The sequence below is a fragment of the Clostridium sp. C8-1-8 genome (assembly GCF_009928445.1).
Lineage (GTDB): Bacteria > Bacillota > Clostridia > Clostridiales > Clostridiaceae > Clostridium_AR.
In genome coordinates, this window is sequence record NZ_JAABNO010000004.1 from 187,119 (window position 1) to 199,893 (window position 12,775).

General features: G+C 30.9%; 11 protein-coding genes. 7 read left to right on the forward strand and 4 right to left on the reverse strand.

What is annotated here, in order from left to right; translation table 11 throughout:
- Positions 1–123: 123 nt before the first annotated feature.
- On the reverse strand, positions 124–1,806 hold the full coding sequence (locus GXK57_RS06360; protein ID WP_160673181.1) for a GH3 auxin-responsive promoter family protein: 1,683 nt from the start codon (positions 1,804–1,806) through the stop codon (positions 124–126).
- A gap of 216 nt (positions 1,807–2,022) precedes the next feature.
- Here GXK57_RS06360 and GXK57_RS06365 point away from each other — a divergent pair, with 216 nt between their 5' ends.
- Both GXK57_RS06365 and GXK57_RS06370 read left to right on the forward strand, forming a co-directional pair.
- Positions 2,023–2,649 (forward strand): class I SAM-dependent methyltransferase, encoded by a 627-nt coding sequence (locus GXK57_RS06365; RefSeq protein ID WP_160673184.1) that lies wholly within the window; start codon positions 2,023–2,025, stop codon positions 2,647–2,649.
- Between the two features lie 408 nt (positions 2,650–3,057).
- Positions 3,058–3,498, forward strand: coding sequence for a MarR family winged helix-turn-helix transcriptional regulator (locus tag GXK57_RS06370; RefSeq protein WP_160673187.1), 441 nt, complete (start codon positions 3,058–3,060; stop codon positions 3,496–3,498).
- 235 nt (positions 3,499–3,733) lie between these two features.
- Here the strand turns inward: GXK57_RS06370 and GXK57_RS06375 are convergent, their stop codons facing one another.
- The gene (locus GXK57_RS06375; protein WP_160673190.1) at positions 3,734–4,360 is read right to left on the reverse strand and encodes a flavodoxin family protein; all 627 of its coding nucleotides are present in this window, start codon (positions 4,358–4,360) and stop codon (positions 3,734–3,736) included.
- 402 nt (positions 4,361–4,762) lie between these two features.
- On the opposite strand from GXK57_RS06375, the gene GXK57_RS06380 reads away from it, so the two are divergent.
- Positions 4,763–5,299, forward strand: coding sequence for a PTS glucose transporter subunit IIA (locus GXK57_RS06380; RefSeq protein ID WP_160673193.1), 537 nt, complete (start codon positions 4,763–4,765; stop codon positions 5,297–5,299).
- Between the two features lie 389 nt (positions 5,300–5,688).
- Here GXK57_RS06380 and GXK57_RS06385 read toward each other — a convergent pair whose 3' ends face one another.
- Positions 5,689–6,240 (reverse strand): GNAT family N-acetyltransferase, encoded by a 552-nt coding sequence (locus GXK57_RS06385; RefSeq protein ID WP_160673196.1) that lies wholly within the window; start codon positions 6,238–6,240, stop codon positions 5,689–5,691.
- Positions 6,241–6,544: 304 nt separating this feature from the next.
- Here GXK57_RS06385 and GXK57_RS06390 point away from each other — a divergent pair, with 304 nt between their 5' ends.
- The gene (locus GXK57_RS06390; RefSeq protein WP_160673199.1) at positions 6,545–7,267 is read left to right on the forward strand and encodes a hypothetical protein; all 723 of its coding nucleotides are present in this window, start codon (positions 6,545–6,547) and stop codon (positions 7,265–7,267) included.
- A gap of 100 nt (positions 7,268–7,367) precedes the next feature.
- Positions 7,368–7,967 carry a hypothetical protein gene (locus tag GXK57_RS06395; RefSeq protein WP_160673202.1) on the forward strand — a complete coding sequence of 200 codons (600 nt, stop codon included), beginning with the start codon at positions 7,368–7,370 and terminating at the stop codon, positions 7,965–7,967.
- Positions 7,968–8,069: 102 nt separating this feature from the next.
- Here the strand turns inward: GXK57_RS06395 and GXK57_RS06400 are convergent, their stop codons facing one another.
- Positions 8,070–8,744, reverse strand: a complete 675-nt coding sequence (locus GXK57_RS06400) for a DUF3794 domain-containing protein (RefSeq protein ID WP_160673205.1) — start codon at positions 8,742–8,744, stop codon at positions 8,070–8,072.
- Between the two features lie 294 nt (positions 8,745–9,038).
- Between GXK57_RS06400 and GXK57_RS06405 the strand changes: the two genes are divergently transcribed.
- Together GXK57_RS06405 and GXK57_RS06410 are read left to right on the forward strand one after the other, a co-directional pair.
- Positions 9,039–9,839, forward strand: coding sequence for a hypothetical protein (locus GXK57_RS06405; RefSeq protein ID WP_160673208.1), 801 nt, complete (start codon positions 9,039–9,041; stop codon positions 9,837–9,839).
- A 433-nt stretch (positions 9,840–10,272) separates the two neighbouring features.
- Complete coding sequence (locus GXK57_RS06410) at positions 10,273–12,756, forward strand: FtsX-like permease family protein (RefSeq protein ID WP_160673211.1); 2,484 nt, start codon at positions 10,273–10,275, stop codon at positions 12,754–12,756.
- The last annotated feature ends 19 nt before the right edge of the window (positions 12,757–12,775 follow it).

Here is a 12,775-nt window from a genome sequence, read left to right on the forward strand (position 1 = left end):
CAAAGCAAGTTACACATATATATAGTTACTAAATCAACTATAAATTTATACATACTTAAGAATACAAGTACTGGACAACTTTCGAACAAGTATAAATTAAGTTTTCATAAAGCTTCCCTATAATTAAGTTAATAGAATATTTTTAGATATTATATCCAATACATTTTTATTATTGATAAGTACTCTAGGAATTTTAATTTGATTTTTAGATATTCCTTTTTTAAATAAAGCTTCTTTTACTGAACTAAAGGTGTTTGGTGAAAGAAGCACTATTTTAATTTGTGACAATTTATTGCTGGCTCTTGCCCTGTCATAAGCAGGGTTTGATATTCTAAGCTGAGTGTCTAAAGTTTTCTCTAACTCATTCAATTTAGCTTTATGGATAGGAGTTTTTAATTCAAAATAAAAAATATATTTTCCTGGAGTCACAGAGTTGTCAGGAAAGGTAGTATAATCTATAAGACTTAAATTTAATATTCTTAAAGTATTGCTTATAGCACTAGTAAGATGCTCTTCGTTTGTTTTTTCGGATACCATATTGAGTACTTGATTCTTCCTATATAGAAATTCGATTTCAGGACAGTTATTATAAAAATCAACTACTTTAACTACATCGCCAAGCTTATATCTATAAAGCCCTGCATAGTTTGTGATAACAACTTCATATTTCTCCCCAAGAAGTATTTCATCTATACAACGGGTATCTTTTGAGGTTATATTATCATCACTAATGGGAAGAAATTCATAGAAAACAGTATTAGGAATAACAACATAACGTATTTTATTAGCGTAAGGATTTATTCCAATCATAGCTTCTGTTGAAGCATATACCGGTGAGTAAATAGGCAGTCCATCAGTATAATAATTCACCTTATCATCATAGATAGAAAAATTTGCACCTGTCACTGTAACTATATAAGATAAACTTGGCCATACTCTTCGAACTATACCTTTGAAACCTTTCTTGAATTCTTGTTCTAAATAATCTGCTCTAGTAGCATTAGGAGAGAGTAATTTATTTAAACGCTGTCTAGTGGTGTCATCAATATCAAGATTATTATTAATACGTCCTTTTCTGATGTCTCTTACAAGGTCTTGCCAATTATTCTCTAATATTCTCAGTAGATCCAATACATTGGAAATAAAAACTCCGCTAATATAGGATAAGGTAACTTCCTTTAAAGCAAACAATAGATGAAGGTAAAAGGAAACTTTTTTATCCTTTATTTTCATTACCTCAATTGGAGAGGTGTATAGATAAGGAAGTATATGTTTTATGCTATTCATTCCACCAGATGTAGCAGAGCAAATAGGTATTCCTGCGCTAGTATAGGTTGTCATTATGATATCAGCTATCATTAAACCTTTTCCATAACTCCATGTATCTTTAAAATTGTCGTAGCAAAACTTATTTGTGAGAAATGCCATATATTTAGAGGCGAATTTTTTACTTGCTTTAGTAGAAGGAATAAGTTTCTGTTTTCCTGTAGTACCAGAAGTGTGACCAAAGTATTGAACCTTTTCACTGGTTAAAATATTGGATTCACCGTTAGACATTCTGTCTATGTAACCTTCGTAATAACTATATTCTGTTAATGGAACCTTCTTTTTGAAATCTTCTATAGATGTTATATTTTCAAAGTTTAACTTAATGCCTATTTCGCTTTTGGAGTTTTTCTTAAGAATATCAAATAATACTTTTTCATTTTCTTCTTTGCAGTTTTTAGTATATTTATTAAATTTCTTCTTATATAGTGATCCTCCTTCTATGGTTACCTTGTATAATGCAATACTTATTATACTCATAATCTTATACTCCTGAAATATTTCCTATATAAATATATGTCATATCAAATACTGTTATGTGGTTTCAAAAAACCATGTTTTTAGCATTTATATAAATATGAAAAGAAACCTAAGATGTCTTAATAAAAGTTTTTGGTATGTATTGACATGTAAGTTCTAAAGATGTAAGGTTTATATATAATAAAGTACGTTAATCGTACTAAAAGGAGAAATAGTATGATAAATAAAGAAATATATAAGGAAAAAACAAAAGAAACCTTTGATAAACAAGCAAAGATATATGATGCAACCTATTATGGAAAGCATGCTAGTAAGTTATATACCACTGTAATAGATAAAGTTAAGGGGTTGAGCTGTACCAATGTTTTAGATGTAGGCTGTGGTACGGGGAATATTCTTTCACTATTGGCTGACGAAGATAATCTAAGCTTATTTGGTATGGATTTTTCTCATGCTATGTTAGAAAAGTCAAAAGAGAAATTAAAGAGTAGAGCAGAGCTTAAATTTGGAGATTCTGAGCATATTCCTTGGGAGGATAATCATTTTGATGCATTAATTTGTACGGATTCTTTTCATCACTATACAGAACCAAAGAAAGTTTTAAAGGAGATGTCAAGGGTACTTAGACCTAATGGGAGTTTAATTATAGGAGATCCATGGCTCATATCTCCTTTTAAGACCATTGGAAATTGGTCTTTGAAGTTTAGCAAAGGTGGAGATTATAGAATATATTCAAAAAAGGAGATAACTAAGCTTCTTATAGAGAATGGATTTGATTCTGTTGATTGGAAGCTTGTAAATCTAAACTCTTTTATTGTAACTGCGAAGATTATTAAATTTTAAACACTATATATTTATAAAGAAAATAAATATATGTATAAGCTTTATATTGTAGTTATGTGATGATAATAATAATAAAATATGATATTATAGGAGTAATAATATGGAATTGAGTTTAATTGAACCACAGAAAAATATGTACAAAAATATGAAAAGAAATATGGAATTAATAAGGATATGTAATTATATATAAAATACGATGAATAGTTGTTTTTTTTGTAGAAATGAACTTGGCTGTTTATTGTTTTTCAATAAAGCCTTGATATATTTAGATTTAATTTGTACTTGTCCTAAAATAGCTGGTTTTTGGCAATTTTCGAACATTTATGAATTGATAGTTGAGTTAGGAACTCTATAGCATATCCTAATATCATTAGTTTCTTCATATTTTGAGGCTATGGAGGAGAACTTATGGACATTGATATAAAGCAAATTGAGGAATTTAGTGAGCTATGGCATGTGATGATGAAAAAAAGTAAATTCCATGACATAGAAGATCAATTTCCTAGAATAAAGGGTTTAACCACCACTGAGATTAGTATAATAAGTATAGTTTCTAAAAACCCTGAGGTTATATTAGGAGAGATTTGCGCAGAGTTAGATATACCAAAAAGTACATTGACAAGTGCTATTGATAGGCTAGAAAAGCGTAAATATATAAACAGGATAATTAGTAAAAGGGACAGAAGATCTTATGGACTTGAACTAACAGAAGAAGGAGTATTAGCGCAAAAAGAGCATATAGATTTCGAATATAAGGTATATGGAAAACTTCTTAATTCACTTACATCCTTTGAGGAAAGAGCTGAACTTATAAGACTACTTAAGACTATTGTTACAAATATAGATTAGTTAATAAACCTCTTTGGTTATTGAGAGGGTAATAATTGAAAAGTGCACATAATAGGAAATAAAAAAGAAAGCTTATATTTTGCTCACTTAAGCTTTCTTTTTATTAAGATTGTTTTAATTTTTAGGATATGTTTAAGAATAGTATTGAAATTAGGTGGTCCTTAAAGTATCGGACAGGTAAAACCTTAATTTCAATTTTAATATTTTGAATGATTGATACCTTTGTTTGAATTAACTAACGTATAAAGTTAGTCACCGCTCTTTCTTCTTCCTTTTCAGGTAGGCTTATTCCTGCTTCTTTTCCAGCTTGTATACATTTTAGCAGCCAAGCCATGTTCTTTCCTAAAGTTCTCATTGTCTGCATGCCTTCTAAATCCTGCTTTACTTCCTCAGGTGTGTTACCATGAACCATATTCCAATATTGAGAAGATACCACTGGCATATTTGCTATTGTAAAATATTTGTTTAATTGCTCAAAAGCAGCAGTGGAACCACCACGCCTACAGCTAACTACTGAAGCTCCAGGTTTATATTGGAACCCGTCACCAGCGTAGAAGAATCTATCTAAGAATGCTGTTATTTGTCCAGATGCAGCAGCGTAGTGAACTGGAGAGCCAAATATAAAACCATCAGCTTCTTTAGCTTTTTCTAAGGCTATATTTACTGTATCATCGTTGAATACACATGTGCCATCAGTCTTATAGCAGCCTCCGCATGCCATACAACCACGGATTGGTTTATTTCCTACATGAAATATTTCTGTTTCTATATTTGCTTTGTTTAGTTCTTTTGCAACCTCACTTAAGGCAGTAAAAGTACATCCTTGGGCTTTAGGACTTCCATTAATAAGTAAAACCTTCATTCTTACACCTCTTCTATATTATAAATGACATACCAATTACAGATTGTATTTATTGTAATACTTCATTAATAAAATTAAATTCTAGGCTATATTTAATATTATTGTTGAAGCTAAAGTAGTACATCTGTATGGTTACTATTAATAATATACAATAAAAAAATAATTGAATAAATAACTTACTTTTAAGTGTAATACTAACTTATTATTTAGTTAGTATTAAAAAGTACTTGCCTGTATTATAGATATAATCTAGATAGACATGAACTGATTTAATCCAAATCTATTTTGAAAATGATATAATCTCTTATAGTGAATTTTTATGCTTGTACAAAATAATTATCATTTTTACTCCTCAGAGAGCATAACTTAACTTGAGTACAAAAGTTTTTAAGGAGGGGTTTAATGGGGCTTGGGAAGTTATTTAAAAGTATTTTACGGTTAAACAATGAAAATATTTATAATGAGGAAGATGAAGATTTAAAATTAGAAGAAGTTATATATAGTCCAATGATTGGACAAGTTAAAAAACTTAATGAGGTAAGTGATCCAACGTTTGGACAAGAGTTAATGGGAAAAGGCATTGCCATAGAACCTAAACAAGGTAGAGTAGTGTCGCCGGTTGAAGGTACTGTTAAGGCTATGGTTAGTACTAAGCATGCACTGGCCTTAAAGAGTAATGATGGAGTAGAGGTGTTGATCCACGTAGGAATTGATACTGTAAACCTAGAGGGAAAATATTTTAGAGCTTATGTAGACCAAGGATTTCATGTAAAAGTAGGGGATCTATTACTTGAATTTAACGTTGAAGCAATAAAAAATGAGGGGTATGATGTTATAACCTCTATAGTAGTAAGTAATACTGAAGATTATAGTACTGTTAATGTTACTGATAAAAAAGAGATAAAGGAAAGTGAACCATTAATTAATGTGGTTAGATAGTTTACTTAGGCTATGTTTAAGAATATTGTTGAAATTAAGTGGTCATGAAGGAGATGCTATATGAGCGAGCAACTAGAATTAAATGATTTTTTCAGATGGAATGGCGTTAAGAAACTGTACTGTTCGAACGTAGTGAGTTTACAGTTTTAGCCATGGAATATGACAAAATCATATTAATTCTTTGCGCAAGCTCATTAAAGCATTGGATGACTGACCACTTAATTTTAACACGCTGCTTTAACAGAGCCTTTATTTAAAGTTGGCATCTAGATAACTTGAACATATTAGATTAAAGATAACAAAAAATATGACATCTGCTAGAATTTTTTAACATAGGCTCAGCTAAGGCAGATACGCAAAAAAGTCACTGAAGGTCTTCAGTGACTTTTTTAATACTCATATAATTTGAACCATATAAGGTTTGGAACATTTAATCCCAAATCCACAGTTGTCACATATCTAAAACCACATTTCTCATATAAGGCTATGGCTGGGGCGTTATTGATAGAAACATCAAGTCTCAGAGCTTTGCAGCCTTGTTCTTTGAAATATTCTTTAGCAAAAGTTAAAAGTTTTTCACCAACACCATTTCTTAAATACTTAGGATTTACAACAAAAGTATGAATTACCATGACTTCCTCATCTTTTGCTTGTACCCCCCAATCAACTCCGTAATAAGCAGCCTCTTGATGGTTGTTAAGAATTATAGAACCTGCTATTTCATCATTTATTCTCAATACAAATAAATTATCTTCTTTAATACCGTTTATAGCATTTTCTCTTACTGGATATAAACCTTTTTTCCAACCAGCATAGTTTATGGTTTCACTTAAGTAATCATTAATGCTATCGTATAATACTTCTAATTCGTCAGTATCTTTTAGTGTAGCTTTCTCAATGATATATTCCTTGTTATATAAGTTTGTACATTTTGTGTCCATATTAAACTCCTTTTGTAGCGTGTGTAAATAATATCCTATTATACCTTATTAATGAATAATTGTCTATTGACTTGAAAAAAATGATGATCTATATTGGGTATATATTATTAACTGGTGACATTATATATTTGCAAATGATTTAAGAGGCATCTGGATAAAGTTGGTATTAGTAAAATGTTTGATATATAGATATACCAATTCAAAATAAAAACTATTTTTTAAAATTTTCCTGTGAGAGTCTAAAGGTGTTGTGAAAATAGATTTTAGCTCGAAGAGGTACAAGCATTAGGAGAGGAGTAGGTATATGCAAAAGGTAGCATTATTAACAGTTATACATGATCCCAAAGGTAAAAATATAGATTTATGCAGGAAATTAGTGCACAAACTGGACAATTTATATTCAGAGAAATATGTAACTATAAGTGATGAGACTTGTCCTCTTTATATTAGTTTGCTTGAACATGATGGATTTAATGTTAAAAGGATAAAAAAGAATGGAGCTGCAGATGCCAGAAGAAGAGTTGTAGAGTTTGGGTTAGAGGGAGATGATGAATTTTATCATTATTGCGATTTTGATAGACTGCTTACTTGGATTTCTGGTTATAAGGATGAGCTAAAGGCTGTAGTTTCTGAAATTCCTAAAACTGGTTATTTAATATTAGGTCGGACAGATAGGGCTTTTTTTACTCATCCCTTAGAGTGGATTGAGACAGAAAAGATAAGTAATAAGATTTTTTCATTAGAATTTGGACAGGAAGTTGATATAACCGCTGGCTCTTGCGGTTTTTCAAGGATCAGTGCTGAATATATAAATAAATATTCTAAGGATAAAATGACCGATGGAGAATGGCCTATGATCGTTCATAGAATAGCTAAACTGAAGGTTTCTTATAGGACTGTAGAAGGTTTAGAGTATAAGGATGAAGCTAATGGAAGTACAAATCTGGTTACAAGCTCAGACAAGCTTTTTGTAAGGCTTAAGCTGGCCTACATAATAAGCGAGTCTGCTAGAAATACAGGCAAGTAATAAGAAAGTAGTAGCTTTCTTCATTTGTTTGTAACGGAAATTTGGTAAAAGTATACTATAATAAATGAGTGAAAATAAATTAAGAGGACTGACTATAGTTATGATAAAAAACGGCTCTAATATTATCAGTGTTGAAAAAAGTTTCTATGATGTATTTAAGTTAAACCTGGAGGAAAATGAAATACTAATAGATTTTAGTGCCAAATTATCGAACATATTTACAAAAGTTATTTCTGAAAATGAGATAGGGTTATATGGTGATTATGAACTCTATATTTTTTATGCCAACTGCATAGATCAAGTAAAGAAAGAATATAAGGTTAAAAAGATATGTGAAACCTTTTCGGAGGTAATAAATTGTAATGAATCTGATGAAGAAGCTACAGATGGAAAAGGTAAAAAAAAGGTTGTGAGTAAGGCATCAATAGAGTTTAAAGTGAAAAATGAAGGTGCTGTTAGTACTAGTGAAGATCATTTAGTTTATAACCTATTTGTCGAAGGCCGGATTCACTTAGCTTATTCGGTGGTTGTGTTTAGAAAGCTGGATTTTGTAGAGAATGAAGAGGTTATTATAGAAGAAAGTCAGGTTGATAGTAAGACTAAGGTTTGGCAGTATAGACCAACAAAGATAAGGTCTGTAGAAGAGCTTATGAACATGGATTTAGAGTTGTTAAAGTCTGAGAATAACAATAAAGAATGAAAAAAGAACTTGAATTTGAGAAGTGCAGTCTGAATTATCAGACTGCACTTCGTTATTTTAACTAATTTTATCTAGGAGGCTAGCTTAAGCAAGAAAAATATATTATCTGGACATAGGATTAACTGGAACATTATCCATTCTAGTAACTCTTAGGTTTATTCTAACTATTTCACTACCAGAAATTCTGTTGTAAGTTACTGCCCAGTCAGGAGCACCAACAGCTACTGGATTTGGATCTGTCAATGCTGCTCTTTCACCTTCGATATATGCTTCTAGAACTTCAACGTTGTCAGTCTCGCAAAGAGGTTCATATGCCTTTAGCTCTACAAATGTTGAGAATGGTATTCTGTTTGTAAAGTGGTATACTGGTCCGTTAACTGAATCAGCAGTTGTATCTTCAATTGTCTTATAGTTTACGTTTCTATCTATATAACCTTCAACAATAACCTTTGCCCACCATAAACCGTCGCATTTACAAGTATTGTGAATAATTCTTGGGATTAGGTCTAAGTTAGTTATTACAACTTCTGAATCCACATTGATTACTCTGAATGCTGGAGGACTTGGTGGAGATATTATTGAATCATCTCTAACTAGTTCTTGAGTTTCGCCATAAGCTACAATTACAGGAACTTGAAGCATTTTACTACAATTTTGTCTTCTGCCAGAGTAGCCTGGTCTTTGCTGAGCTGTTTGCCTAACTGGCACAATTGCTTGTCCAGGGCAACCTGGAACTGGATATTCTTGTCTGCATCCGTAAAAATTTCTTCCTATCATAGTTTATTACTCCTTTATCCTTTGTTAGTTATATTAATTCAATTAGTGATATCTATTTATTACATTTGATAAGCTCATATCACTACTTCTTCTTTTGTTTTATAGTACAGTATATTGCGCAGATAGACTTTTTGTTACTGATTTTTAAATTTTAAAATCAATTATGAGAGGATAATAGAGGAGAGCATTATATTCTTATAGCATTTTTCATAAGATAGTTAGTATTGAGAATTTATATTAGAAAAATGGTTCAATAAACTAATAAAATTTTAGTTTTGAAAGGTGAGAATATAAATGGATTTCTTTATTAATTTGATACTTAGAGCTTCAGTAGAAACCTTGTATTTAACAGGAATGATAATAGTTTTTGGGTTGCTGCTTGGAGTGCTTAGAAATAATTCTGTTAAAAACTTCCACAGAAGCTTAGGCATGAATGCAATAATGATTACTGGAGTTATAGGAGTTCCTATACATGAATTAAGTCATGCTATATTGGCTGTAGTATTTAGGCATGATATAAGGAGAATTAAGCTTTTTCAAAAACCAGATAGTAACGGAGTAATGGGATATGTAGATCATAGCTATAATCCTAATAGTTTATATCAGCAAATAGGTAATTTTTTTATAGGAGTAGCCCCTATATTCGGAGGAGTCATAGCTATAATTGTACTTATGTATTTCTCTATTCCAAGAACTTATAACAAATTTATAAGTATTTTATTCAACTCACTACATATAACAAAAATCGGCAAGGTCACTATAGAAGGTTTGCTCAATTCCTATGGAATGCTTATTAAAAGCATATTTTCAGCAGAGAACTTTAGAAATCCCTATTTCTATTTATTTTTGTTATTATCAATATGTATAGCTTCACATATATCCTTGAGTATGGCTGACATAAAAGGTGCCTCCAGAGGATTGATAGTTCTGTTCTTATTGTTAGTTGTTATAAATGCATTTGGCTTATCCATGGAGTTTATGGACACCGCTATTCTAAAGTATAATATACTGATTACAGGAATGCTTGTCATAGCTTTGATACTTTCTGCAACCACCTTTATCATAAGCCTAATTTTGAGTATTATAAAAAGGTGATTTGATATTGGGTTAAGTTTGATATATTATTGAGATTAAATTCATTAAAGCACAAGATACTGAACACTTAATTTCAACAGAATACTTTAACAAAATCCAAGTTTGAAATAGTAATTCAATAGTAAAGTCTAGAATATACCATGATATGCTACCCATATAAATCCAGCATATCATGGTATATTTCTGTTTATATACAGATGTACTACTTTGTAACTAAGGTTTTATTTCAAAAGGCATCTTTAAAAACCGAGTATAGTTTAAAAATAGGTTTTTATATAATGATGTCAAGTTGAGTAAAGGTTTACTTTAGGCTGAAAAACCCTAAATCTTAAAAATATCTTAAGTTTTGCTGAAAAATACTTAACAAACCACAAAAACCAGAAAATGTATGTTAACATATGCTAGTAATTATTTTCCTAAAAGGAGGCGTAAAATGAGAATATTTCTAAGATATGTAGTAAAAAGCATGATAGAAAAGAAAGCAAGATTTTTACTTTTGTTACTTGCAATAACAATAAGTACAGCACTATTTGTAGGAAGTATGGGTGCTGTAGAGTCAGGTATAGAAAGCTATGTGAAGCCACAGCTTGAGCAATTAGAAAATAAAGATGTATACATATCATCTAAGTCAGGAGAAACAACTTTTTCCTTGGATGATATAAAAGAGAATGGAATTAAAAACTTGCTTCCACAGCTTAGTGTTCCTGTTATCTTTGATAACAAAGAACTACAATCATTGAGTCTTAGTGGAAGAGAGGATAAATATATTGATAAGAGTATATTGATAGATGGAAAGGAATTGAAGGACTTTCAAGATGAAAAGTGTATAATTTCTAAGCGAACTAGTGATAAGTTTAAGCTTAAACTAGGCGATGATTTGAAAATAATTTTAAACGGCGAAAAGGTATCTTTGAAAGTTGCAGCTATATCCGCTAATCAAGGAACTTTTTATATGGACAGTAAGGATACATTTAAAATCTTAGTGCCTTATAAATTCATTTCTAAAAAGCTTGGAGTTGAAGGTAAGTATAATTCAATTACAGCTAATAAGGTTAAAGCATCTGTAAAAGACTCTGTTAAGGAGTTTAATGATTCAAATACTAAGTTCTCTGCAAAAGAATTGTTTGATGAGGAACAGGTTAAGTCTCAGTTATCTCAGATGACTAGTATGTTTTATATGATGCTTACCATAGTAGTTTTCATGAGTGCAATCATAATATACAGCTCCTTTAAGCTTACTGTAACGGAAAGAATGCCTGTTATAGGAACTTTCTTGAGTCAGGGAGCTACAAGAGGAACTATAAGAAGGATATTATATTTGGAAAGCTTAGTTTATGGAATACTAGGGGGGATACTAGGAGATCTTGCAGGCGTAGGAATATTGTATATTATAAATTACTTTATATCTCCTCTTAGAGAATATGGAATTATCGACAAACCAAATATAAATCTTAATTACTTAATATTAGGGATGATATTTTCAGTTTTACTTTCAATAATATCAGCAGCATTGCCTGTGTTAAAAACAAGAAAGTTACAAGTGAAGAATGTTATACTAAATAACCCAAGCACTGTGAATGAAGTGGGAATGAGCAAGTTTATCTTTGGTGTGTGCCTTCTTGTAGCTGTTACAGTATTGAACACCTTAAAGAATAAAATTGTAATAAATATAAGTCCTCTTTTAATGATAGCTGCAGTAGCTTCATCAATGCTTATATTCCCAAAACTTATTGATTACTTGACAAGGTTTATTTATGTAACACTTAGAAGAATAAATGGAGCTATTGCGTTATCTTTCAATAATATGAGAACTTCAAGAGTTTTACTTGGAAATGTAAATCTTATGATATTATCTATAGTTTCTATAATTACAATCAATTCTCTTGGGGTGAGTATTAAAAATGTGGTAAGTGAAGCTTATGAGAAGCTAAATTATAGTATTGCTATAGAAGCCTCTGGTGGCGGAGTTAGAAGTAATCTAGATAAGATTAAAGAAGTTGCAGCTAATACTGAGGGCGTTAATAAGGATACAATCCAATTTATGTATGATGCTCATGGCACTATAAAAGACAATCAGTATTATGCAATGGCTATAGAACCAGATAAATACACTAGCTACGATCATTATATAGACTGGAATGATTCTTATAATAAAGCTATTTATGATAAATTCAAATCTGGTGACAGTAATGGAGTTATAATAACAGAAAAAATAGCAGAAAAAGCAAAGCTGTCTGAAGGTGACACCTTTGAGATGAAGCTCAGAAATACAGTTAAATCCTTTAAGGTTGCAGGAATAATTGATGGAAAGCTAATGAATAACGGAGTTTTTATACTAATGAATTATAAGGCACTACCTAAGGAATACATTGATTCTGCCTCATATTCAGTTTACTTTAACACCACTAAGAGTTCTAAAACTGTAAAAGAAAGCATGAATAAAGACATAAAGGGCCTAGGCGGACAAGTGAATACCTTTGAAGAAACAAGAGATCGTAATATAGAACAAAATAAGCAGCTAATGACTATCCTTAGTATATTTTCCTATATGGCAGTTATTATAGGTTGTTTTGGAATCCTTAATAATATAGGAATAAGCTTTATACAGAGAAAAAAAGATATGGCAGTGCTTAGCTCAGTAGGAATGACAAAAGGGCAAAGGGCTATAATGATAATAGTAGAATCAATACTTTCTGTTATATGGGCAGTGGTAATAGTAACTCCTCTTTCTTATCTTACTTCATCCTTGATGGCTAAGATAAGTGAAAGTATAGGGCTTCCGCTTGATGTGAAATTCAATATTTCCTATCTACCAGTAGTAATTGTAGTGTCACTTGCTTTAGTATTTTTGGCTACTATACCAGTACTATTTAAGAGTAGAAAGTTATCTATAATGCAGGAATTGAAGTATGAGTAAAGAATTGGAGGATGAAAAA